Source organism: Lelliottia nimipressuralis (genome assembly GCF_004402045.1).
In the GTDB taxonomy this organism is placed as follows: domain Bacteria; phylum Pseudomonadota; class Gammaproteobacteria; order Enterobacterales; family Enterobacteriaceae; genus Enterobacter; species Enterobacter chinensis.
In genome coordinates, this window is record NZ_SOMG01000030.1 from 223262 (window position 1) to 247482 (window position 24221).

The window sequence follows — 24221 nt, forward strand, 5'->3', positions numbered from 1 at the left end:
CGGCATGGTAACTAATAAACCATGCCGTTTTTCTCAAATAAGATGATTAAAGTTAAATTTGCCTAAAATTATGTAAGCTCGCATGTGTCTGTTTTATCTAAAACTGGCTATTATTCTGTAACCAGGATAAGATTATTTTAGATTCAGGGATAAATCTGAAAATTAATACGGAACTAATGAAATTAATCTTATTAAAATCAAGACAGTGGAATTGTGTCGGCAATTGCTCCAGGATGTCCTCTCTCATCTTTAATGCGGGGCGAGTGCAATGATTATTACGCTAGATAATGCTTACCAGTCTGAACTGATGCTTTTGCCTGCCCGTAATAGTGCAGGTGAGCTTAAAGGTTTAGAAATTCTGGTTAATTTTACTGGCGTCGGCAGCGATGTGAGGATCCCCACTGAACTCGTTATCCCAAGGCTTTCAGCAGCCGAAGAGTTAGAACTGTTTAACGAAAAACTGCAATTGCTTGATACCTGCAAACTGTTTTTTATTCAGCATCAGTTAATTGCATGGATCAATATTACACCTGTAATTGTTGAATTTTTATTAAGTAATGGGAACGCTGTTTCAATCCTTGAGCGTTATCCGTTTCTTGAGTTTACTGTTAATGAGAACTATCCAGGTTTAAATAACGGAAAGGACGATCTGCAGCTGGCGAGAATGGCGATCCATTTTCCGTTGGTTCTGGCAAACTTTGGCGCAGGCGCTGCATCGCTCAAAGCGGTCTATGATGGATTATTTAAACGGGTCATTCTCGACAAGGGTTTCATTCAGCAGCGTGCTCCTGAGCTCTCTTTTGAGCCATTTATGCGCGCCATCCTCTGGCAAATTACGCCGCACTGCCAGTCGGTGATCGTTTCGGGCATTGACGACCACGGCCTGTTGCAGCGCGTCCTGTCCTTCAATTTTGGCGCAATGCAGGGGGCGCTCTGGCCTGCCGTCTCTGCAGAACACGTCACTACGCTGGTTCAGCAGCGATAACCCTTGCTTTCGCCCGTGTTTAAGTCCGGGTAAACCCTCTACACTAAAAGCAGGAGGACTTATGACCCTGTCTTTTACTGCTCACTGGCATGACGAGTTGCCTGGCTTTTATACCGCACTCAAACCAACACCATTACAAAATTCACGTCTTATCTGGCATAACGATCGGCTGGCCGATGAACTGGCTATTCCGCCTGAGCTGTTTCAGCGTTCTGAGGGCGCTGGCGTCTGGGGAGGCGAAACGTTGCTCGCCGGTATGCAACCTCTGGCGCAGGTCTATAGCGGACATCAGTTTGGCGTCTGGGCGGGTCAACTGGGCGACGGCAGGGGGATCCTGCTCGGCGAACAACGGCTTCCCAGCGGGGAGACGGTTGACTGGCACCTGAAAGGCGCCGGGCTTACCCCCTATTCGCGGATGGGCGACGGGCGCGCGGTACTGCGTTCAACCATTCGCGAATGTCTGGCCTCTGAAGCGATGCATGCGCTGGGTATACCGACTACCCGAGCGCTGTCGATTGTCACCAGTGATACACCGGTTGCACGCGAAACGATGGAAAAAGGGGCAATGCTGATGCGCATTGCGCAAAGCCATTTGCGCTTCGGCCATTTCGAGCACTTTTACTATCGTCGCGAGCAGGACAAGGTTCGCCAGCTGGCTGACTTTGCCATTCGTCACCACTGGGCACATTTGCAGGGCGAGGCAGATAAATACGTTCTCTGGTTCAGGGATGTGGTGGCCCGCACCGCCACCCTGATTGCCCGCTGGCAAACGGTCGGCTTTGCCCATGGCGTCATGAATACGGACAATATGTCGATCCTCGGGCTGACCTTTGATTACGGTCCGTTTGGTTTCCTGGATGATTATCAGCCTGGGTATATCTGCAACCATTCCGACTATCAGGGACGTTACAGCTTTGACAATCAGCCTGCGGTTGGCCTGTGGAACCTGCAGCGCCTTGCGCAAACCCTGTCGCCGTTTATCGATGTGGATGCCCTGAACGATGCGCTTGACGGCTATCAGGACATATTGCTGCGAGAGTATGGCACGCTGATGCGCAACAAGCTGGGGCTGGTGACGCAGGAGAGGGGCGATAACGACATCCTCAATGGTCTGTTTGCTCTGATGGCGCGTGAGGGCAGCGATTATACCCGGACCTTCCGAATGCTGGGCCAGACGGAGCAGCACAGCGCGGCCTCGCCGCTGCGCGACGAGTTTATTGACAGGCAGGCGTTTGACGACTGGTTTGCTCAGTACCGCACGCGGCTGCAGCAGGAGCAGGTGGATGACGCCACCCGCCAGACGCAGATGAACGCAACGAACCCGGCGATGGTATTGCGCAACTGGCTGGCGCAGCGGGCGATTGAGCAGGCAGAGCAGGGCGAATACGACGAGTTACACCGTCTGCACGTGGCGTTGCGCACGCCGTTTGCCGACCGGGATGATGACTATGTAAGCCGCCCGCCTGACTGGGGCAAGCGGCTGGAGGTAAGCTGCTCGAGCTAACCCTATTTGCCGGGTGGCGGTTTACCAGCCCGGTCAGGGGGCAAGAAATACCTGCGGCGCGGCGTGAGCCGGATGACTGCCAATGTGGACCTGCGCGCCGTACCAGCGCGCCAGCGCATCGGCCTGTAAAACGGTCTCTGGTTTCCCCTGGGACACGATTTTTCCGCCGTGCAGCAGCAGGATGCGATCCGCCCACAGCGCCGCCAGATTGAGGTCGTGCAGCACCGCGCACACGTGCAGATGTCCCCGACGGGTCAGGGATTTCAGCAGGCGCAGCAGATGCTGCTGATGATAGAGATCCAGCGCCGACGTAGGTTCATCAAGGAACAGCCAGCCGCGCGGCGCACCGTCGCACCAGAGTTGAGCCAGCGCGCGGGCGAGCTGGATGCGCTGCTGTTCACCGCCGGAAAGCGCCGCAAACTGCCTGCCCGCCAGCGGTAAACAACCGGTGACGGCCATCACCTCCTCAATAACCGATGCTTCAGGCGTGCGGGTCCAGGGCGCGCGCCCCATGCCGACGACCGCTTCAACCGGCCAGTCGAATCCGAGCTGCGTATTCTGGCGCATCACCGCCCGGTAGCGGGAAAGCGTGTCGGTCTGCCAGGCCGCAAGCGGCGTGCCCGCCAGGCTGCACCGTCCCGCTGCCGGTTTAAGATAGCCGGTAAGCAGCCGCAATAGCGTCGATTTCCCCGCGCCGTTGGGGCCAATCAACGCCACCAGCTCGCCCTGAGATAAGGTCAGCGACACGTCGTTAATCAGCGTCCGTTGTCCGGCGCGAAAAACAAGGTTTTCTGCACCATAGCGTTCAGCCATGCGTACCTCCACGACGAAAGATAAGCCACAGGAACCCCGGCGCGCCGAGAAGGCTGGTCAATAAGCCGACCGGCATTTCCGCCGGAGCGACCAGACTGCGCGCCAGCGTATCGGCAACCAGCAGGAGCAACGCGCCGGCCAGCACCGAGCCGGGGAGCACGGCCCGGTGGTCGGCCCCCAGCCACATGCGCACCAGGTGCGGCACCACCAGGCCGACAAAGCCGATAACGCCGCTGACCGCAACCGCGGCAGCCACCAGCAGGGCGCTACACAGCAGCAGGATCCGCTGCACGGTAGCAACCTCCACGCCGAGGTAGTGCGCCTCTTCGTCGCCTAATTGCAGCAAATTGAGGGCGCCTGCCAGACGCCAGATAACCAGCGCGGTGGGTACCATCAGCGACGCGACGGCCAGCAGGGTTGACCACTGCGCCTGGCCGAGGCTGCCCATTCCCCAGAGCGAAAGCTGGCGAAGCTGGGCATCATTGCTGAGCCATGACAGCACACCGACGGCCGCGCCGCACAGGGCGTTGATGGCAATGCCTACCAGCAGCAGGCGCGACAGGGAACCGTCACGCTGCCGGCTGAGCAGGAAAATCACGAGGGTGGCGGCCAGCGCGCCGACAAACGCCGCCAGCATCGGGGCATACAGCATTACCAGTGCAGGCAGCGAGAATGGAAGCACCACCCACAGCGCGACGGCAAGTGCCGCGCCGCTGCTGATGCCGAGCAGGCCCGGGTCCGCCAGCGGGTTGCGGAACAGCCCCTGCATCACGCAGCCCGCCAGCGCCAGTGAACCACCGATCGCCAGCGCCAGCAGCACGCGGGGCAGGCGGATCGTCAGCCAGACCTGACGCAGCGCCTCGTCGCTGCCGTTCCACAGCAGGCTGACCGGCAGGTGTAATGCCCCAACCCCGGTCGCGGCGAGCGTCATGATGGTCAGGATCGCGGTCAGCATCCATAACGATAAGGCTATCCGCCGGGACATCAGGGCAGCTGTTCCGCTTTTGCACGCAGCTGCTGGATGGCTTCCGGCGTTCGCACGCTAAAGCCCAGCAGCGCCATATCGTCAATCGCCAGCACTTGCCTGTTCCGTCCTGCCGGGGTTTGCGCCAGACCGGGGAGCTTCCACAGATTCGCTTCACCGCCCAGGGCGTTGATCCCGTCCTGCGAAATCACCACCAGATCGGGCCGGCTGGCGATCGTGCCCTCCTGCGACAGCGGCTGATAGCGGGTGAACCCCTGCATCGCGTTCTGCAGGCCTGCCGCACGGATGGCCGCATCCGCGGCGGTCTGCTGTCCGGCAGCCATCGCGGTCATCCCGCCGTGGTTGAGAATAAACAGCACCCGCTTGTTGAGCGGTGACGCGGGAAGCGCCGACAGCGCCTGGCGTAGCGTGCTGCGCAGGACCTCTCCCTCGGCCTCGCGGTGCGTCGCTTCAGCGACGATCCGCACCTTTTCGTCAATGACGTTCAGGTCGTTACTGGCAGGAACAGCGATCACCCTGACGTGGCTTTGCTCAACCTGCTTTAGCGCCAGAGACGGCTGCGCCTGGGCGCTGGCCAGCACCAGCGTGGGGCGCATGGATAAGATCCCTTCCGCGTTGAGCTGGCGCAGATAGCCCACGTCCGGGAGCGCGTTCGCCGCCGGTGGCCACTGGCTGGTGCTGTCGCGCGCCACCAGTGAAGGTGCCGCGCCGAGGGCGTAGACAATCTCGGTAACGTCGCCGCCGAGCGTGACGATTTTCTCCTGTGGCGCTGCAAACGCCAGCAGCGGCAGAGCGCTGAGCAGGGCAAGCCACCGTTTCATGCGGCCAGCCCTTTCGCCGTCAGGGCGTCAATCTGGCTACGCCACTGGCTCTGCTCCGGCTCGCCTTCGGTACGCTGGCCGTACAGCTGGGCGATTTGCGTCCCGTCGGCGGCAAACAGCTCCAGGCTGGTGACATGCCCGTCAGCCGTCGGCTTGCGCGTGACCCACGTTTCCGCAATGGAATCTTCAAGCAGATGCAGGGTGAAGGTTGGGTTAAAGACGTTGAGCCAGCCTTTCATCGGCACCAGCTTTTCCACCGCGCCGGTGAAGATCTGCACGCAGCCGCGGTTGCCGACGAAGATCATGATTTCGTTTCCGTCCCGGCGCGCCGTCTCCAGCAGCTGCGCCAGCGCCGAGTTCTCTACCCTGCAGGCCAGATCGTCACCCACCAGGCGAAACGCCTGCTGGCGGCTGAGATTGTGGCGCTTCAGCAGGCCGAAGAACTGGTGCACGTCGGTCATGGCGCGCCACTCTGCGTCCACGAGCGCGGTTTGCGCGTTTTCTGCGTGAGCCGGGACATCGGCCACCTTCAGCGCCAGCGGTGGATTATCGGCAAAGATAAAGCGGGTCAGCACGTCGCCCCAGGCGGAAACGTCGGTGTTATCCGTGGCGTAGACCTTCAGCAGGGCATCACCCTGATGGTCGAAGAACTGAATGCTCTGCCGCTCGCCGCGGGCGGTGGTTTCACTGATGTGAAACACGCTTGCCCACTGGTTGAGGAACAGGCGCAGATCCAGCGCGCGCGGGTTCAGCACCAGCCCGGCGTGGCCGTTCAGGTGCTGGTGGGTGAAGCTCCCTACCTGCTCGTGCACGGCGTATTCGTTGCGGCAGATACATTTGGTTTCGCCCACCGCTTCCAGCGCGCCCAGGATCTCGCGGATGTCACCGCGCAGTCGCCAGGCGTCGTGACCCACGCGGGCAAAGGTCAGCTCTGCTTCGCTGATGTTCATTAGGCCGGCGATGTCGCGCGCGTACTTACCCGGATTGTCTTCTTTTAGCTCAAGCCAGCGCGTGTAATGATTCATTGTCTTATCCTTCTAATAGTTGCCCCGACGGGCATTACCACTGATAGCTTACGAAAATCTTGCCGTTACGGCCGTCCTGCGGAATGCCCTGCGGAGACCAATATTCTTTGTCAAAGGCGTTGCCGAGTACCAGCGTTGTGGTCACGCCTTTCAGCTGCTCCTGGCCCTTATAGCTTACGTAGAAGTCGTTGACCGCATAGCCCGGCTGCTTGCTGTAGCTGCTGCTGATATGCGTTGAGCGATCGACAAAGGTGCCAATCCAGCCGACGGAAAAGCCGCTTTGCGCCACCGGAATGTCCAGCTTGCTGGTGACGGTATCCGGGTTAATGCTGGAGATATACTCGCCCGTATCGGTGTCTTTCCCGCGCGTGCGGTTATAGGCCAGGTCGAGGTTGAAGAAGTCGGCAGAGTATTTTGCCATCACGTCCCAGCCCCAGATTTTGGCGTTCGGGACGTTATAAGACATGGTGGTCGCGGCGGCAAAATTGACGGTGGTGGAGATATAGTCTTTGGCTTTGGTATCGAAATAGCTGGCTTTGAACTCCAGCGCATCGTTGGCAAGCATCAGATCGTCAAAGCGCAGGCCAAAACCAAACTCCTGCGTTTCGTTGGTTTCCGGGCGCAGGTTTGGGTTTGGCACCCAGTAGTTGGTATAGAAGCGGCCGATGGAGAAGTGTTTGGCGTCGTTATACATCTCGCCCATGGTGGGGGCGCGGAACGCCTGCGCGTAAGAGCCAAACAGCATCAGCCAGTCGGTCGGGCTGATGGTCAACCCGGCGCGGGAGGACCACTTATCGGCATCTACGTCGTTGTAGCCGTCGCTGCTTCCGCGGTAGTTGTCATAGCGCGTGCCGCCAAGAAAGGTGACGGGAAGGTCGCGCAGGGTAATTTCATCCTGCAGCCAGCCTGAGCTGAAATCAATTTTCGCCTCCGGGAAGCCGGTGGTCGCGCCGCCAGGGTGTTGTTCCTGACGGTAGTATTCCCCGCCGTAGGTCAGAAGGTGTGCTGCAAAGGTGTCGGTGAACAGGCGGGTGCGGTTTTCCACTTTGCCGCCTTTGGTGGTCTGCTTGCGAAACTCACCGCTGCCGTCGATATTCTGGGCGTTAATCCGCGCTTCGGACCAGTAAATTTTCGCATCAGCGTTCAGCCAGTCGTTACCGGCCGGGGCGATGTTGTAGCCCAGCTGCGCATCACGCTGAATGGTGGAGCGATCGGTCATCGGGTTACTGCTGTCCGCCCCGGTGGTTTGCGGGTTTTTCGGCTCCTGAGCGTCGTTGTTGTAGTAACGCAGAGAGCCGCTCAGGGTCTGGGCCGGATCGATTTTCCAGCTGCCTTTCGCCAGCATGTTATTAATGGATTCGTCGTTAGGCGCGGATGCGCCGTCGCTCTGGCGGATATCACCGCGATCCCGGCTGGACCAGGAGACCAGACCATCCAGCGTATCGGTGCGGCCGTAGGCGCTGGCCCCCATCCCGAGGCTACGATCGCCCGTCGCGCCGGTACCAAATACGCGGTAACCGCTGTTTTTACCCGGCTCCAGCAGGTCTTTTGCATCGACGGTGTCATACGAAATCACGCCGCCCAGCGCGCCGCTGCCGTACAGCAGGGCCGACGGACCGCGTACCACTTCGATACGTTTAATCAGCGCCGGATCGAGGAAGGTGCTGTTCAGGTGCCCGGTATCGGTTCCCTGGCGCACGCCGTCAACCAGCACCAGCACGCCGCGACGGTCATAGCCGCGCAGGTTCACGTCCTGCCCATTGGTGCGTCCGGTGCCGTCCAGCGTCAGACCGGGGACGTTACGCAGCAGGTCGGCCGCTGAGCTGGAGGTTTGTTTCTCCGGTGCGTTGGCGTCAATCACGCTCACCATCATGGGAGCTTCAAAGGCGCTGCGGGCGTTGCCCGTGGCGGTCACGGTAATGTCGTCTGTGGCGGCGAACGCGACGCCCGGCAGGGCGCTGACAATCGCCAGCGCCAGAAGTGACGGGCGTAAAGATGCGGTGTGCAGGTGTGGCATAGCAACTCTCCATAAGAATCGAAAGCGCTGGCTGCCTGGGGTTCACCTGGGGGGCTGGCGTATTTTTTTGGTTTATTTCGTGAGGATCAGTTTTCCGGCATGGGTCTGGCGCAGAAGATAGCGTTGGCCGTCATGCTCGATAATGACCCGCCCCTCATCGCCGAGTAGGGCTTTGCTGTCAATCCGACGCTCGGTGGGGGCTGGTGCTGTGTGTGTTTTTGCTGGCGTTGCCGCGCTGTTATCCGTACGTGACATAATGTTTATAAATAGCAATCAATGTAACAATGATAATCATTATCAATAAACTGCAAATTCACGGCAAGCGTTTTTGTGAAAAAAGGGTGAGGGGATCAAATTTGGGGGTGAAGTGCGGTCAGATGCCCTCACCCCGACCCTCTCCCACAGGGAGAGGGAGAAGGGCACGGATCGTAGGTCGGGTAAGCGCAGCGCCACCCGACAATAACATCAGAAGCGAGAATCAACCGCAGACGCCAGCTTATCCAGCAGCAGTTCGCTGTCTTCCCAGCTCAGGCACGGGTCGGTGATCGACTGCCCGTAAACCATCTGCTGTCCGGCAACGATCTTCTGCGTGCCTTCCTTGATGAAACTCTCGGCCATAATGCCCGCGATGGCGCTTGAACCGCTGCGGATCTGCTGGCAGACCTCATCACAGACGTCCAGCTGGCGGCGGTGCTGCTTCTGACAGTTGCCGTGGCTGAAGTCCACTACCAGATGTTCCGGCAGATCGAATTCGGCCAGTGATTCACAGGCCGCCGCAATATCTTCCGCATGGTAATTGGGTTTCTTGCCGCCACGCATAATGATATGCCCGTACGGGTTACCGCTGGTCTGGTAGATGGTCATGTGACCGCTCTTGTCCGGCGACAGGAACATGTGGCTGGCACGGGCAGCGCGGATCGCATCTACCGCAATGCGGGTGTTGCCGTCAGTCCCGTTTTTAAAGCCGACCGGACAGGAAAGGGCAGAGGCCATCTCGCGGTGGATTTGGCTTTCGGTGGTACGCGCGCCGATCGCGCCCCAGCTGATCAGATCGGCGATAAACTGCCCGGTCACCATATCGAGAAACTCGGTCGCCGTCGGAACGCCCAGCTCGTTGACCTGTAAAAGCAGTTTCCGCGCCAGCTCAATACCATGATTAACGCGGTAGCTGCCGTTCAGGTCAGGGTCGGAAATCAGCCCTTTCCAGCCCACCACGGTACGTGGTTTTTCAAAGTAGGTGCGCATCACAATCTCAAGGCGATGCTGGTACTTATCCCGCAGCCCCTGAAGCCGTTTTGCATAATCCATCGCGGCATCCAGATCGTGGATGGAGCAAGGACCAATCACCACCAGAAGACGCTTGTCTTCACCATTAAGGATTTTTTCAATACGACGGCGGGAGGCCGTCACATGTTCCGCGACGGTGGCAGAAACAGGATGCCGCTGTGCCAGTTCAGCCGGCGTGACCAGGCTGTCAATGCGCGCAGTGCGGAGTTCATCGGTTTTATTCATGGAATGTCTCAGAAAATTTTTGCTTCATCGGCAGACTACCGGGAAGTGATGGGCATCACCTTAAACCAATCCCTGCTGATTTCAAGTTCGGGGCGACACCGCCCCGTTGTTGCCGATGATGATAACTGAATCTGAGTTAATGTACTAGCATATTAGTACATGCGGCGATTAAGTCCCATGATGTCGAGAATTTTGGTGGCAATCTCTTCAACCGAATAGTTGGTGCTGTTCAGCCACGGGATCTGGTTTTTGCGGTACAGCGCTTCCACTTCGGAGACCTCCATCCGGCACTGGCGCATGGAGGCGTAACGGCTGTTCTCGCGGCGCTCTTCGCGGATGGCGGCGAGGCGTTCCGGGTTGATCGTCAGGCCGAACAGCTTGTGCTGAAGCGGCTTCAGGGCGGCGGGCAGCACCAGGTTATCCATGTCGTCAGCAATAAACGGGTAGTTTGCGGCGCGAATGCCAAACTGCATCGCCAGATAGAGGCTGGTTGGGGTTTTGCCGCAGCGCGACACGCCAAGCAGAATAACCTGCGCCTGGTCAAGGTTGCGCATGGAGATGCCATCATCGTGCGCGAGGGTGTAATCAATAGCGGCAATACGCGCATCGTACTTGATCAGGTTGCCGGGATTGAGCCCGTGGGTACGGTGGGCAATGGGCGTGGGGTCGAGCTTAAGCTCGCTTTGCAGCGGGGCCACCAGCGCTTGCACAATGTCCTGACAAAAACCTTCGCTTTGTAGAATGATGTTGCGAATTTCCGGGATAACGATGGAGTAGAAGACCAGCGGGCGGACACCGGTCTGCTGATAGATGGCGTCAATCTGGTCCTTCACCGCTTTGGCGCGGCTCTCATTTTCGACAAACGGCAGCGTGATGCTGTTAATCGAAACGGGAAATTGCGACATCACCGCGTGGCCCAGCACCTCGGCGGTGATCGCCGTACCATCAGAAATATAAAAAACGTGGCGATCGACAGCATTATCCATTTTATCCACCCTGAATATCAGACCTAATTGCCTGAAAGCATAAATTAAAAAAGTAAATTTCACAGCAAAGAACTTATCTTAATTATAAATGAAACGGTGTTTTTGATTTTCCTGAAAAGTGGATTTCATTTTTCAAATAGCGACTTTATTTTTGGGGTTTCTGGCTGAATATATAGGAATCATCGGGTTGTTGGCTGGTGGGAAAGTATCCGAAAAGTTGAAAATTTAAATTGCTTACACGATTCACCGTTTTTTTAGCGGAAATAAATATGCCAGTATAAATACGTAGTCAGGTGTTTCTTACTCCGATCAAATATCACAAAAGGATTGTTTCGATGTCCAACAATGGCTCGTCACCGCTGGTGCTTTGGTATAACCAACTCGGCATGAATGATGTAGACAGAGTTGGGGGCAAAAATGCCTCCCTGGGTGAAATGATTACAAATCTGTCGGGTATGGGTGTCTCCGTACCGAACGGGTTTGCCACCACCGCCGATGCCTTTAACCTGTTTTTAGACCAGAGCGGTGTTAACCAGCGCATTTACGACCTGCTGGATAAAACGGATATTGATGACGTTACCGAGCTTGCCAAAGCCGGGGCGCAGATCCGCCAGTGGATCATCGACACACCTTTCCAGCCGGAACTGGAAAAAGCCATTCACGACGCGTACAACCAGCTCTCTGCTGACGATGCGCAGGCCTCCTTTGCCGTGCGCTCTTCTGCAACCGCAGAAGATATGCCGGACGCCTCGTTTGCCGGGCAGCAGGAAACCTTCCTGAACGTCCAGGGTTACGATGCCGTGCTGGTAGCAGTGAAGCACGTGTTTGCGTCCCTGTTTAACGACCGTGCCATCTCCTATCGCGTGCATCAGGGTTATGACCATCGCGGCGTAGCGCTTTCCGCTGGCGTTCAGCGCATGGTGCGCTCGGACGTAGGCTCATCTGGCGTGATGTTCTCCATCGATACCGAATCCGGCTTCGACCAGGTGGTGTTTATCACCTCCGCGTGGGGTCTGGGTGAGATGGTGGTCCAGGGAGCGGTTAACCCTGACGAATTCTACGTCCATAAGCCTACGCTGGCCGCGGGTCGCCCGGCGGTGGTGCGTCGCACCATGGGCTCGAAAAAAATCCGCATGATCTATGCCCCGACCCAGGAGCATGGCAAGCAGGTGAAAATTGAAGATGTACCGCAGGAGCAGCGCGACCGCTTCTCCCTGACCGACGCCGAAGTGGAAGAGCTGGCGAAGCAGGCGGTGCAGATCGAAAAACACTACGGCCGTCCGATGGATATCGAATGGGCGAAAGACGGTAATACCGGCAAGCTGTTTATCGTGCAGGCGCGTCCGGAAACCGTCCGTTCTCGTGGTCAGGTGATGGAGCGTTATACGCTGCACGCGCAGGGCAAAATCGTGGCGGAAGGCCGCGCTATCGGTCACCGCATCGGTGCCGGTCCGGTAAAAGTGATCCACGACATCAGCGAGATGAACCGCATTGAACCCGGCGACGTGCTGGTGACCGACATGACCGACCCGGACTGGGAACCGATCATGAAGAAAGCGGCGGCTATCGTCACTAACCGCGGCGGTCGTACCTGTCACGCCGCCATCATCGCGCGCGAACTGGGGATCCCTGCGGTTGTCGGCTGCGGTGATGCCACCGAGCGCATGAAGGACGGACAGAACGTGACCGTCTCCTGTGCCGAAGGCGATACCGGCTACGTCTACGCCGACATCCTCGACTTCAGCGTGAAGAGCTCAAGCGTAGATACCATGCCGGACCTGCCGCTGAAGATCATGATGAACGTCGGTAACCCGGACCGCGCGTTTGACTTCGCCTGCCTGCCGAACGAAGGCGTTGGCCTGGCGCGTCTGGAATTTATCATCAACCGTATGATTGGCGTTCACCCGCGCGCGCTGCTGGAGTTTGACGACCAGGATCCGAAACTGCAGAACGAAATTCGCGAGATGATGAAAGGCTACGACTCACCGAAAGAGTTTTACGTCGGCCGTCTGACCGAAGGGATCGCGACGCTGGGCGCGGCCTTCTATCCGAAACGCGTGATTGTGCGCCTGTCGGACTTCAAATCTAACGAATACGCTAACCTGGTGGGCGGTGAGCGCTACGAGCCGGAAGAAGAGAACCCGATGCTGGGCTTCCGCGGGGCCGGACGCTACGTTGCCGACAGCTTCCGCGACTGCTTCGCGCTGGAGTGTGAGGCGGTGAAGCGCGTGCGCAACGACATGGGGCTGACTAACGTCGAAATCATGATCCCGTTCGTGCGTACCGTGGACCAGGCGAAAGCCGTTGTGGACGAGCTGGCGCGCCAGGGGCTGAAGCGCGGCGAGAACGGGCTGAAGATCATCATGATGTGTGAAATTCCGTCCAACGCCCTGCTGGCCGAGCAGTTCCTCGAGCACTTCGACGGCTTCTCTATCGGCTCGAACGACATGACGCAGCTGACGCTGGGTCTGGACCGTGACTCCGGCGTGGTCTCTGAGCTGTTCGATGAGCGTAACGAGGCGGTGAAAGCGCTGCTCTCCATGTCCATCCGTGCGGCGAAGAAGCAGGGTAAATACGTCGGGATTTGTGGTCAGGGTCCATCCGACCATGAAGACTTTGCCGCATGGCTGATGGAAGAGGGGATTGATAGCCTGTCCCTGAACCCGGACACCGTGGTGCAAACCTGGCTGAGCCTGGCGGAACTGAACAAGTAACCGCTTAAAAACGGATAAAGGCGAGGAGATATCTCCTCGCCTTTTTTTATTTCCGCCCGAGTATGCTCCCCATCACAAATAAAATAAAAAACCAAATATCATAATTTGCCTGTTAATTTAGACAATTGTTAGTGCGCAAAGCGTTGCTAATACTTGAGCCTTACTGCGCATTTCCCTACCGATGATGCGCAACTGGTTGAAATACGTTTTAACCTGATAAAAAGGCAAATAACAATGACACTCTCCTCTGTATTGCGTACCAAAGATAAAATAGGTTATGGCTTAGGTGATATGGCCAGCGCGCTGGTCTGGCAAACGGCAACGTTATTTCTCGCTTATTTCTATACCGACGTTTTTGGGTTGCCCGCCGCGATTATGGGCACCATGTTTTTAGTGGTGCGCGTGGTCGATGCGTTTGTCGACCCGTGCATTGGCGCGCTGGTCGACCGCACCCGGACGCGTCACGGTCGTTTCCGTCCCTGGCTGCTGTGGTTCGCCATTCCGTTTGGCGTGAGCTGCCTGATTACCTTCTATGTCCCGGACGCTGGGCCAACGGGGAAAATCGTTTATGCCTGCGTGACCTACGCGATCTTAAGCCTGATTTACTCCGCGATTAACGTGCCTTACTGCGCCATGCCCGGCGCGCTGACGCTGGATCCGCGCGAGCGCCACTCTCTGCAGTCGTGGCGCTTTGGCCTGTCGTTTATCGGCGGGTTGATTGTGACGGTTATTGCCCTGCCGCTGGTTTCATTGTTAGGCCAGGGCAACGTGCAGAAAGGTTATTTCTATGCCATGAGCCTGATGGGGCTACTCGGGATTGTGCTGTTCTTCTGCTGTTTCCTGATGACCCGCGAGCGTTATTCTCCGCGCAATGATACGTCCGGCTCCATGCTCACCGATTTAAAACTGCTGGCTGGAAACAGCCAGTGGCGTATTGTGTTCCTGTTTAATATTTTGCTGTTAACGGCGGTGGTGACGCGCGGTTCCGCCACGATGTATTACGTCAACTACGTGCTGTTGCGCCCGGATCTGGTTTTTGCCTTTATTGTTTCCGGAATGGTGGCCTCCTTAAGCGGCGCATTATTATCTGAACGGCTGCTGGGGAAATTTGACCGCGTCCGCGCCTATCAGTGGACCATTATTTCCTTCGTCATTTTCGGCGCACTGATTTTCTTCCTGCCGCCTTCACAGGTCTGGCTCATCTTTGGCCTCAACGTTGTCTTTAGCTTTGTGCAAAACCTAACCACACCGCTCCAGTGGACCATGTTCTCCGATGTGGTCGACTACGAAGAGCACCGCAGCGGCCGTCGTCTGGATGGGCTGGTCTTTTCTACTGCGCTGTTTGCCATAAAATTTGGCCTGGCGCTGGGCGGGGCGGTCGTCGGCTGGGTGCTTGGCATGGTGGATTACGCCCCGGGCCAGGCAACCCAGGCACCGAACGTTCTCTCGACCATAAACGCACTATTCACCCTCATCCCTTGCGCGCTGTTCCTCTGCATGGTCGCGCTGCTTGCCATCTACAAACTCAACAGCCGGCTGGTGGATTCCATTGCCCGGGAGCTGGCCGGCAAACGTGAGGTAAGACCCGAAGCGGGGCAGCTCAGCCCGGCAACCCCTTCCGCAATACAGGAGTAAAACATGACAGCTATCTATAAGGACGCGGGACGTCCCGTGCACGAGCGCGTCGCCGACTTGCTGGCGCGCATGACCCCGGAAGAGAAGTTCGCTCAGATGCATGCGTACTGGCTGATCCTCGATGAAAACGGCAATCACCGTGAGCGAAGCGATCTGAGTGACGAATTCGCCGGCGTGAGCGAGCAGGCTGCACTCAGCGAACGGCTAAAGCTGGGGGTCGGGCAGATCACTCGTCCGCTGGGCACCCATATCGTTGAAGCAAAAACCGGCGTGCGCGCCGCGAACCGCCTGCAGCGGATGATGATGGAAGAGACGCGTCTCGGCATACCGGCGCTGTTCCATGAAGAGTGTCTGGTGGGGCTATTGTGCAAAGAGGCCACGCTGTTCCCGTCGTCGCTGAACTACGGTTCAACCTGGGACCCGACGCTTGTGCAGCGGGCGGCAGAACAGATTGGCAAAGAGGCGCGCTCCGTTGGCTGCCAGCAGGGGCTGGCGCCAGTGCTGGACGTTTCACGCGACGTGCGCTGGGGGCGAACCGAAGAGACCTTCGGGGAAGATCCCTGGCTGGTTGGCGTGATGGCCACGGCCTACGTAAAAGGACTGCAGGGCGATAAACGCGACCTGCTGGCGACCCTCAAACATTACGTGGGTCACTCCTTCAGTGAAGGTGCGCGCAACCATGCCCCGGTTCACCTGGGCTTTAGCGAGCTTAACGACACCTTCCTGCTGCCGTTTGAAATGGCGGTGAAGCTGGCCGATGCCGGTTCGGTGATGCCGGCCTACCACGATATCGATAATCAGCCGGGGCACAGCGACAGCTTCCTGCTGACCACCGTTCTGCGCGAACAGTGGGGATTCGATGGGATCGTTGTCGCCGATTACGGCGGCGTCAGCCTCCTGCACCAGCACCATGGCGTATCACACGATGCGGCCGAATCTGCCGCGCTGGCGTTCAACGCCGGGCTGGACGTCGAACTGCCGAAAGATGACTGCGCGCGCCACCTGGCCGAGGCCGTCGAGCGTGGGCTGATTTCCATGGCGAAAGTGGACGAAATTGTAAGCCGCGTGCTGACCGAAAAATTCCGCCTGGGCCTGTTTGAAAAGCCGTATGCCGATGAAAACGGTATCGATCTGCAAAATGAGATGACCCGCCAGACCGCGCGGGACGTGGCGACACGCTCGCTGACGCTGCTTGAGAATAACGGCATTTTGCCACTCGGCGGCAAACCCCGCGTGGCGGTGGTGGGGCCGACGGCGGACGACCCGCTGGCGTTGCTCAGCGGCTACAGCTTCCCGGTGCATTTGATCATCAGCGATATGGTGGAAGAGACCTCGCAGGTCACGACCCCGCGCGCGGCGCTGGAACACTATCTGGGTGCATCGAATGTGCGCTATGCCAAAGGGTGTCACATCATCGAAAAACGAATGGCGGGTGCGCCGGTCTTCCCGGGTGACAGCGGCGGCAAACCGATGCAGCAGTCGCCGGTATCGCAAAGTACCGCCCTGATCCCCGAGGCCGTGAAGGCTGCGCAGGAGAGTGATGTGGTAGTGGCCTGCGTGGGCGATCTCGCCGGGCTGTTCCAGAGCGGTACCGTGGGGGAAGGTTCCGATACCGATTCCCTGAATCTGCCGGGCGTGCAGCAACAGCTGCTGAATGCGCTGGTCGCCACGGGCAAACCGGTGATTGTCGTGATGACAGGTGGGCGCCCATACAACCTTCAGGGGCTGGAGGATAAGGTCGCGGCGCTGATAATGGCGTGGGCGCCGGGGCAGGAAGGGGGCTGGGCCATTGCGGACGTGCTAACGGGGCGTGCAGAGCCTCAGGGTCGCCTGGTCGTGAGCGTGCCGAAAAGCGCCGGCGCGATGCCGTATTACTACAATCACAAGCTCAAAAGCGGCGGTACGCCGTTTGCGTTCCATTTCGGTTCACGTTACCCGTTTGGCTTCGGCCTCGGCTGGACGACATTTAGCTGGGGCGCTGCCCGCGTAGCTGAACGCAGCGTGCCGGTCGACGGTGAGGTGACGCTGAGCGTAGATATCACCAATACCGGGGAGCGCAGCGGCAGCGAGGTGGTGCAGGTTTACGTCAGGGATAAGGTTGCCACGCAGGTGCGTCCGCTTCAGGAGCTGAAAGCCTTCCAGCGCGTTACGCTCTCGCCTGGCGAAACCGCGACGCTCACCTTCACGCTACCGGTTGAGATGTTCAACTTCACCCGTCGGGACGGGAAACGCATCGTCGAGCCGGGGGAGTTTGAGCTGCAGGTGGGTGCATCGTCGGCGGATATCCGTGAAGTGGTAACGGTGAATGTGACCGGGGAAACGCGGGTGCTGACTGCTGAGTGGCGCATGCTCAGTACCTGTGAGGTTAAGCGCGCGTAGTCAGGATAAAAAAAAGCCCATCGTGGGAGATGGGCAAAGACTACACACAGCAATTCGTTGTTTCACTCAGGGGATTTCCATGCTTATAAATCAAGGTGTTGATTTATAACCGTGTGCTAATAGTAGGCATTGTGTTATTTAGCGTCGATCGGATTCGTCTCAATAGTTAAAGAGACGTAAAGATTTCTTGAGGTTAATAGCTGACTTACTGCTGAAATGGCGGGTCTGACCAGTGAGTAACGAATAAATACTTTAGCAGTGTTAAAGTATTGTGAGGGGGAATGTAGGCCGGGTAAGCGTTAGCGCCACCCGGCAAAAAAACTTAATGCGTGTTCTTCTCTTCCAGCTCTTCCAGTTCGCTCAAGATCACGTCCGGGTCAGTTCCCGGCGGCGGAATTTCATGCACCCAGGCGGAGAACAGACGCCAGGTGACGGCGAGCAGCACCGGACCAATAAACAGGCCGATCATGCCAAAGGCAATCAGTCCGCCAATCACCCCGGAGAGGATCAGGATCAGCGGCAGGTCTGCCCCCATGCGGATGAGGATCGGACGAATGACGTTATCCATGGTGCCGACCACGCAGCTCCAGACCAGTAAAACCGTTCCCCACGTGGTGTCCCCCGTCCAGTAAAGCCAGATAATGCTGGGGACCAGGACCAGCAACGGCCCCAGTTGCGCAAGACAGGTCATCAGCATCACAACGGTGAACACGGTGGCGTACGGTACGCCGGAAATTGCCAGACCGATACCGCCCAGCACTGCCTGCACCAGCGCGGTGACCACCACGCCCAGCGCAACCGCGCGTACGGCCTGTGCAGCCAGCAGAACGGCGGCATCACCGCGTTTACCCGCCAGACGGGTGGCAAAGTGACGAACCCCTAAAGCCACCTGCTCGCCGCGCCAGTAGAGCAGAGCGCTGAAGAGCAGCATCAGGGTACAGTGCATCATAAAGCGGCCGATATGCGCCGCCTGACCCACAAACCAGGTAGTGGTGGTGCCAATATACGGGCGAACTTTTGCCATCAACGCACTGCCGCCCATCTCCAGCAGGCTATGCCAGCCGCTGTAGAGTTTGGCACCCACCAGCGGAATGCTGTTCAGCCAGGCGAGATCCGGCAGGGTCAGGTCACCGCTGCTAATGGCGCGAATAACTGGGCCACTGGAGTCCACCAGGCTATTCACCAGCAGGGCAATAGGAATAATAAACAGCAGGAACAACAGGAGCGTCATGACCAGCACGGCTAACCCGCGGCGGCCGAAGAGCAGCTTCTGCAAACGCAGCAGCAAAGGCCAGGTGGCAACGACAACGGTCGCAGCCCAGGCAAAGCCGAGAATGAAGGGTTGAACAATCCACAGACACGCAATAATCATGAGGGCCAGGAACAGCACCGACAGCAAAATTTGCGCAACATCCCTGGGCTGGCGAAGATTGACCATAAATGAAACTTTCCTTAAAAGAACACCAGCCATGCTGGCGGGAACGGAAAACCGCGTCTCTCTAATCATTAATGATCTCAGCGGTTTTTGACAGGCGGATTTTGCCTGTAATTCAGCAGAGATTATAAGAAAAAAATGTGATAAAACTTTTAAGATACACGCAAACGATTCCCACAACTCTAATTAGGGTCGACAGTAATGATCCCACAGATTTCTCAGGCACCTGGCGTCGTTCAGCTGGTGCTTAATTTTTTGCAGGCACTGGAGCAACAGGGTTTTACAGGTGATACCGCTACGAACTATGCCGACAGGCTGACGATGGCGACCGATAACAGTATCTACCAGCTTCTTCCCGATGCCGTCGTTTTCCCTCGCTCAACGGCCGACGTGGCGCTGATTGCCCGGCTGGCCACGCAAGAGCGCTTCGCCTCTCTGGTCTTTACGCCGCGCGGCGGCGGCACCGGGACCAATGGTCAGGCGCTGAACCAGGGCATCATTATTGATATGTCGCGCTATATGAACCGCATTATTGAGATCAACCCTGAAGAGGGGTGGGTGCGGGTCGAAGCGGGGGTGATCAAAGATCAGCTTAATCAGTATCTCAAGCCTTACGGCTACTTCTTCGCGCCCGAACTCTCCACAAGCAACCGCGCGACCATAGGCGGGATGATCAACACGGATGCCTCCGGCCAGGGGTCGCTGGTCTACGGGAAAACTTCCGATCACGTTCTGGGCGTGCGAGCGGTGCTGCTGGGCGGCGATATCCTCGACACTCAGCCGATGCCGGTCGAACTGGCGGAAACGCTGGGCAAAGATAACACCGCCAGCGGGCGTATTTACCGTACCGTGCTGGAGCGCTGTCGCGACAACCGTCAGCTGATCCTCGACAAATTCCCCAAACTGAACCGCTTCCTGACCGGGTACGATCTGCGTCACGTCTTTAACGACGATCTGACCCAGTTTGATTTAACCCGCGTGCTGACCGGCTCCGAAGGGACGCTGGCGTTTATCACCGAGGCGCGGCTGGATATCACCCGGTTACCGAAGGTGCGTCGCCTGGTGAACGTCAAATATGACTCCTTCGACTCCGCGCTGCGCAATGCGCCGTTTATGGTGGAAGCGCAGGCGCTGTCGGTGGAAACCGTTGACTCTAAAGTGCTCAATCTGGCCCGGGAAGACATTGTCTGGCACTCCGTAAGCGAGCTGATTACCGACGTGCCGGATAAAGAGATGCTGGGTCTCAATATCGTGGAATTTGCCGGCGATGATGCGGAGCTGATTGAGAGCCAGGTCACCACGCTCTGCCAGCGGCTGGATGAGCTGATTGCGCAGGGCGAAGGCGGCGTAATCGGCTGGCAGCTCTGTAACGAACTGGCCGGTATCGAGCGTATCTACGCGATGCGTAAAAAAGCCGTGGGCCTGCTCGGCAATGCGAAAGGGGCGGCGAAGCCGATTCCGTTTGCCGAAGATACCTGCGTTCCGCCTGAGCATCTGGCGGATTATATCGTTGAGTTTCGCGCCCTGCTGGACAGCCACGGTCTGAGCTACGGTATGTTCGGCCACGTTGATGCCGGGGTACTGCATGTGCGTCCGGCGCTGGATATGTGCGATCCGCAACAGGAGATCCTGATGAAACAGATCTCCGACGATGTGGTGGCCTTAACCGCCAAATACGGCGGTCTGCTGTGGGGCGAGCACGGAAAAGGGTTCCGCGCGGAATACAGCCCGGCATTTTTTGGTGAACAGCTCTACGCGGAGCTGCGCAAGGTGAAGGCAGCATTCGACCCGGATAACCGCCTTAACCCGGGTAAAATCTGCCCGCCTGAAGGTGTCGATGCGCCAATGCTACAGGTGGACGCCGTCAAGCGCGGCACGTATGACAGACAGATCCCGATTGCGGTGCGCTCCTCCTGGCGCGGCGCGATGGAGTGCAACGGCAACGGCCTGTGCTTTAACTTTGATGTGAAAAGCCCGATGTGTCCGTCGATGAAAATCACCAGCAACCGTATCCACTCTCCGAAAGGGCGGGCGACGCTGGTGCGTGAATGGCTGCGTCTGCTGGCCGACCGCGGGGTTGATCCGCTCAAGCTGGAGCAGGAGCTACCGGAAAAACGGGCCAGCCTGCGCTCGCTGATTGAGCGCACCCGCAACAGCTGGCATGCCAACAAGGGCGAGTACGATTTCTCCCACGAGGTGAAAGAGGCGATGTCCGGCTGTCTGGCCTGTAAAGCCTGCTCCACCCAGTGCCCGATTAAAATCGACGTGCCGGAATTCCGCTCGCGCTTCCTGCAGCTTTACCACACGCGCTATCTGCGTCCGGTGCGTGACCATCTGGTGGCGACGGTTGAAAGCTACGCGCCGCTGATGGCGCGTGCGCCAAAGACCTTTAACTTCTTTATCAACCAGCCGCTGATGCGCAAGCTCTCTGAAAAACACATCGGTATGGTTGATCTCCCGCTGCTGTCGGTGCCGTCTCTGCAGCGCCAGCTCGTCGGGCATCGCTCGGCGAACATGACCCTGGAGCAGCTGGAGGCGCTTACGCCTGAGCAGAAAGCGAACGTGGTGCTGGTGGTGCAGGATCCGTTTACCAGCTACTACGATGCGCAGGTGGTTGCTGACTTCATCCGCCTGTCGGAAAAGCTGGGCTATCAGCCGGTGGTTCTGCCGTTCTCACCCAACGGCAAGGCGCAGCACATTAAAGGTTTCCTGACGCGCTTTGCGAAGACCGCGCAGAAAACGGCTGAATTCTTAAATCGCGTGGCGCAGCTGGGGATACCGATGGTCGGCGTCGATCCTGCGCTGGTGCTCTGCTATCGCGATGAATACAGGCAGACGCTGGGCGATAAGCGCGGCGATTTCAACGTGATGCTGGTGCACGAGTGGCTGCCGATGGCCCTGGACGACAAAGCGGTTCAGGATGTCAGCGGTGAACCGTGGTATCTGTTCGGTCACTGCACGGAAGTGACCGCGCTGCCGGGCGCACCCGCGCAGTGGGCGTCTGTCTTTGCCCGGTTCGGCGCGAAGCTGGAGAGTGTCAACGTGGGCTGCTGCGGGATGGCCGGCACCTACGGACACGAAGTGAAAAACCACGCTAATTCGCTCGGTATCTACGAGCTTTCCTGGCATCAGGCGATGCAGCGTTTACCGCGAAACCGCTGCCTGGCGACCGGCTACTCCTGCCGTAGCCAGGTCAAACGGGTCGAAGGTAACGGTGTACGTCACCCATTACAGGCTTTACTGGAGATAATTGGATGATCTGGAAACGTGCCGTCACGCTGCAGGCGCTGAACGCCATGGGCGAGGGGAATATGGTGGGTCTGCTGGATATCCAGTTCATCCGCATTGGCGACGATGAGATTGAGGCCACCATGCCCGTCGATAGTCGCACCCACCAGCCGTTTGGTTTATTGCACGGCGGGGCATCCGTCGTGCTGGCCGAAACGCTAGGCTCGGTGGCGGGGTATCTCTGCACCGAAGGGGAGCAGAAGGTTGTCGGGCTTGAGGTTAACGCTAACCATATTCGTTCGGTGCGCAGCGGGCGCGTGCGCGGCATTTGCCGCGCCCTGCACGCCGGTAGCCGCCATCAGGTGTGGCAGATAGACATTCTCGATGAGCAGGATCGCCTGTGCTGCTCGTCGCGACTGACGACGGCGGTTGTGTAAAGTTTTCAGATGTTTTGCCTTTGGTCAAAAATTAGCCAGTGGCTTGTGATATACTGGTCAGGTTTTGTACATAAGCGAGGACATCATGGATACTGAAATAACCCCAACACAGCTGGCAATTGAATATTTACGTCGCGATAAAAGCAACCTGTCTCCGGCACAGTACCTGAAAAAGCTGAAACAGCTTGAGCTGGAATTTACAGATTTGCTGGCGCTCTCTTCGAATGAACTGAAAGAAGAGATCTACTTTGCCTGGCGGTTGGGCGTTCACGTCCATTGAGAGAATAAAAAGGCCGCGATTGCGGCCTTTTTTGTGTCCGGAATTCAGTATTTAGCGGGAAGTTTGTTGATTCTAATAAGCCTGCCGTCTTCCATTTCGATAAATCCACCGGTTTTTAAATCTGCCAGAATGCGCATCACACCGCTGCGGGAAAGCTGGGTTTTCTCCCTGATATACCTTTCCGCCGTGACGCCCAGTCGATAGCTCTCTTCCTCCTCCATCAGCTTCACAAGCTGCTGGCGAATCATCTCATACGCCGTCGGCGCGCCCTGCGGCATCACGTTGTTATAAAGACGACTATAAACAAACATGAGCTGTTTAGAGAGCAGCCCCCATAGTGCCTTTTCTTTGATAATTTCATTCACCCGTTCGGTGGTGAGCGTCCCTATCAGACAAGGGCTAACGGTCTTAATATAATCATTAAAATAGATATCGGTGAGGTTAGCGAGGCCGAACAGGCCGGGGCTACGGGCCGTAGACAGCATCATGTCATCACTTCTTCTGTAGATGGCGATCGTTCCCTCAAGAATTAAATAGCACATGCCCTGACCGTTGATTTGCAAATCCAGCCGTTCACCGCGAGCAGTACGTCGCGTTGTGCAATCAGGCAACAGGTAAGAAATAAGCTCTTGCGCGTAGGGGGAACCCCGTTGAGACTGTTCTGGAAGGGACATGGTAGCCGACAACCTTAAAAATAACCTGGCTAATTATAGCGCTTCTCCTGTGAGCAGGCACGCTGGCTATCAATATTTTCGCGGCAGATGGTGAACGTCAAGCAGCACACCACGCTCCATGGTGATGTACTTCCCGGTGCGTAATTCCGCCAGTATTCGCATGATCCCACTTCGTGAAAGATAGGTCCGGCTTTTGATATACGCTGCCGCGGTAATATTTTGCCGTATTGCATCCGGTTCCTGCATGAGTTCAACAAGCTGAAAGCGAATGATGTCGTAGGCCGACATTTGCGAAATTTGGGCACAGTGCTCATATACCCGCGAAGCGGTATAAATCAGCAGCTTCGAAAAATGCTCCCATAAGTTTTGCTGTGCCACCACATGATTAAAACGTTCCAGCGAAACGGCTGCAATTTCTGATGTTTCCAGTGCCCTGACATAAAGATGCTCAGAGGAAAACTGACTGCTCACGCCGAGAATAAAGGGTGATGATTCAGAATTTAGCACAATGCCGTCGCCGCGGCGGTGTAAGGCCACGCAGCCCTGGGTAAGTAAAAAACACTGACGAATATCGTTTTGATAATAATGGACGATATCACCTTTTGACACAATCCGTCTTTCTGCAGAGGGAAGGATGTTATCAATTATTTTTTCAATATGCTCAAAAGGTTTAACACCCAACACGGTGGAGTGTTCTTTGGTTAATTCAGGTGCCATTCGCGTGTTCATCAGATACCTCATTCACTGATTCGATCATTTTTTGATCGGCATAGAGAATTATCTTAAAAAAC

Annotated in this window: 19 protein-coding genes and 1 other RNA gene; 8 read left to right on the forward strand and 12 right to left on the reverse strand. The window is 57.2% G+C overall.

Features of this window, described 5'->3' with window-relative positions:
• Positions 1-268 precede the first annotated feature (268 nt).
• Positions 269-985, forward strand: a complete 717-nt coding sequence (locus tag E3U32_RS18700; protein WP_134349967.1) for an EAL domain-containing protein — start codon at positions 269-271, stop codon at positions 983-985.
• 61 nt (positions 986-1046) lie between these two features.
• Entirely contained in the window at positions 1047-2489 is a 1443-nt protein-coding gene (gene selO, locus E3U32_RS18705; protein WP_134349968.1) for a protein adenylyltransferase SelO, read from the forward strand.
• Positions 2490-2522: 33 nt separating this feature from the next.
• Here selO and E3U32_RS18710 read toward each other — a convergent pair whose 3' ends face one another.
• From E3U32_RS18710 to ppsR, 8 genes are all read right to left on the reverse strand, one after another.
• Positions 2523-3302, reverse strand: a complete 780-nt coding sequence (locus E3U32_RS18710) for a heme ABC transporter ATP-binding protein (RefSeq protein WP_134349969.1) — start codon at positions 3300-3302, stop codon at positions 2523-2525.
• On the reverse strand, positions 3295-4287 hold the full coding sequence (locus tag E3U32_RS18715; protein ID WP_134349970.1) for a FecCD family ABC transporter permease: 993 nt from the start codon (positions 4285-4287) through the stop codon (positions 3295-3297). Before E3U32_RS18715 ends, E3U32_RS18710 begins: the two co-directional genes overlap by 8 nt.
• Positions 4287-5108 (reverse strand): heme/hemin ABC transporter substrate-binding protein, encoded by an 822-nt coding sequence (locus tag E3U32_RS18720; RefSeq protein WP_134349971.1) that lies wholly within the window; start codon positions 5106-5108, stop codon positions 4287-4289. The genes E3U32_RS18715 and E3U32_RS18720 overlap by 1 nt, the downstream gene beginning before the upstream one ends.
• On the reverse strand, positions 5105-6133 hold the full coding sequence (gene chuS / locus E3U32_RS18725; RefSeq protein ID WP_134349972.1) for a hematinate-forming heme oxygenase ChuS: 1029 nt from the start codon (positions 6131-6133) through the stop codon (positions 5105-5107). Before chuS ends, E3U32_RS18720 begins: the two co-directional genes overlap by 4 nt.
• 34 nt (positions 6134-6167) lie before the next feature.
• On the reverse strand, positions 6168-8150 hold the full coding sequence (locus E3U32_RS18730; protein WP_134349973.1) for a TonB-dependent hemoglobin/transferrin/lactoferrin family receptor: 1983 nt from the start codon (positions 8148-8150) through the stop codon (positions 6168-6170).
• Between the two features lie 72 nt (positions 8151-8222).
• On the reverse strand, positions 8223-8405 hold the full coding sequence (gene hemP, locus E3U32_RS18735; protein ID WP_059312296.1) for a hemin uptake protein HemP: 183 nt from the start codon (positions 8403-8405) through the stop codon (positions 8223-8225).
• A 210-nt stretch (positions 8406-8615) separates the two neighbouring features.
• Positions 8616-9662, reverse strand: coding sequence for a 3-deoxy-7-phosphoheptulonate synthase AroH (gene aroH, locus E3U32_RS18740; RefSeq protein WP_134349974.1), 1047 nt, complete (start codon positions 9660-9662; stop codon positions 8616-8618).
• A gap of 152 nt (positions 9663-9814) precedes the next feature.
• The gene (ppsR, locus tag E3U32_RS18745; protein ID WP_134349975.1) at positions 9815-10648 is read right to left on the reverse strand and encodes a posphoenolpyruvate synthetase regulatory kinase/phosphorylase PpsR; all 834 of its coding nucleotides are present in this window, start codon (positions 10646-10648) and stop codon (positions 9815-9817) included.
• A 335-nt stretch (positions 10649-10983) separates the two neighbouring features.
• Between ppsR and ppsA the strand changes: the two genes are divergently transcribed.
• The 3 genes from ppsA to E3U32_RS18760 all read left to right on the forward strand — a co-directional run bounded on the left by ppsA (position 10984) and on the right by E3U32_RS18760 (position 17376).
• Positions 10984-13362 carry a phosphoenolpyruvate synthase gene (gene ppsA / locus E3U32_RS18750; RefSeq protein WP_134349976.1) on the forward strand — a complete coding sequence of 793 codons (2379 nt, stop codon included), beginning with the start codon at positions 10984-10986 and terminating at the stop codon, positions 13360-13362.
• A 234-nt stretch (positions 13363-13596) separates the two neighbouring features.
• On the forward strand, positions 13597-14997 hold the full coding sequence (locus E3U32_RS18755) for an MFS transporter (protein WP_134349977.1): 1401 nt from the start codon (positions 13597-13599) through the stop codon (positions 14995-14997).
• Positions 14998-15000: 3 nt separating this feature from the next.
• Entirely contained in the window at positions 15001-17376 is a 2376-nt protein-coding gene (locus tag E3U32_RS18760) for a glycoside hydrolase family 3 N-terminal domain-containing protein (RefSeq protein ID WP_134349978.1), read from the forward strand.
• 5 nt (positions 17377-17381) lie between these two features.
• Here E3U32_RS18760 and rprA read toward each other — a convergent pair.
• Positions 17382-17489: antisense sRNA RprA (rprA, locus tag E3U32_RS18765), an RNA gene on the reverse strand.
• A 209-nt stretch (positions 17490-17698) separates the two neighbouring features.
• Positions 17699-18814, reverse strand: coding sequence for an AI-2E family transporter YdiK (gene ydiK / locus E3U32_RS18770; protein WP_033145295.1), 1116 nt, complete (start codon positions 18812-18814; stop codon positions 17699-17701).
• A gap of 198 nt (positions 18815-19012) precedes the next feature.
• Here ydiK and ydiJ point away from each other — a divergent pair, with 198 nt between their 5' ends.
• From ydiJ to E3U32_RS18785, 3 genes are all read left to right on the forward strand, one after another.
• Positions 19013-22069 carry a D-2-hydroxyglutarate dehydrogenase YdiJ gene (gene ydiJ, locus E3U32_RS18775; protein ID WP_134349979.1) on the forward strand — a complete coding sequence of 1019 codons (3057 nt, stop codon included), beginning with the start codon at positions 19013-19015 and terminating at the stop codon, positions 22067-22069.
• Positions 22066-22476, forward strand: coding sequence for a 1,4-dihydroxy-2-naphthoyl-CoA hydrolase (gene menI, locus E3U32_RS18780; RefSeq protein WP_029739768.1), 411 nt, complete (start codon positions 22066-22068; stop codon positions 22474-22476). Before ydiJ ends, menI begins: the two co-directional genes overlap by 4 nt.
• A gap of 85 nt (positions 22477-22561) precedes the next feature.
• Positions 22562-22756, forward strand: a complete 195-nt coding sequence (locus tag E3U32_RS18785; protein WP_003857766.1) for a YdiH family protein — start codon at positions 22562-22564, stop codon at positions 22754-22756.
• Positions 22757-22800: 44 nt separating this feature from the next.
• Here E3U32_RS18785 and E3U32_RS18790 read toward each other — a convergent pair whose 3' ends face one another.
• Complete coding sequence (locus tag E3U32_RS18790) at positions 22801-23430, reverse strand: helix-turn-helix domain-containing protein (RefSeq protein ID WP_134349980.1); 630 nt, start codon at positions 23428-23430, stop codon at positions 22801-22803.
• A gap of 69 nt (positions 23431-23499) precedes the next feature.
• Positions 23500-24159 carry a winged helix-turn-helix transcriptional regulator gene (locus E3U32_RS18795; protein ID WP_134349981.1) on the reverse strand — a complete coding sequence of 220 codons (660 nt, stop codon included), beginning with the start codon at positions 24157-24159 and terminating at the stop codon, positions 23500-23502.
• Positions 24160-24221: the final 62 nt, after the last annotated feature.